The organism is Sphingomonas sp. 10B4, from assembly GCF_035019905.1.
In the GTDB taxonomy this organism is placed as follows: Bacteria; Pseudomonadota; Alphaproteobacteria; order Sphingomonadales; family Sphingomonadaceae; genus Sphingomonas; species Sphingomonas glacialis.
This window is the reverse complement of sequence record NZ_JASJVC010000514.1, coordinates 1-244: the sequence shown is the minus strand read 5'-3', so window position 1 is coordinate 244 and position 244 is coordinate 1. Positions and strand designations below refer to the sequence as shown.

Sequence of the window (244 nt, the reverse complement as noted above, 5' to 3'; positions counted from 1 at the left end):
ACACCGGCATGGTCATGATGCGTAAGTTGCAAACCGTCACGATATTCCCAGCGCTGCCAACTCGCTTCGCCGGCGGCACAAGACAATAAGCCGCGGTCGGTCACCACGACAAAGCCCTTGCGGAAACGCAATTGCGTGTCCAAGTCAACCTCAAAGGCATTGAGCACGTTTTCATCTTGCAGTAATTGAGGCTGTAAGGCAGTTTGCCAGTGCAGCGGCAAACTCACTACAGTTGGTGCAAGAT

General features: G+C 53.3%; 1 protein-coding gene. It reads right to left on the bottom strand.

Annotated elements, in window-relative coordinates; translation table 11 throughout:
• Positions 1–227, bottom strand: a 227-nt coding sequence (locus QN347_RS20705) for a hypothetical protein (RefSeq protein ID WP_323494532.1), incomplete at its 3' end; no start/stop codon positions are given.
• Positions 228–244 lie beyond the last annotated feature (17 nt).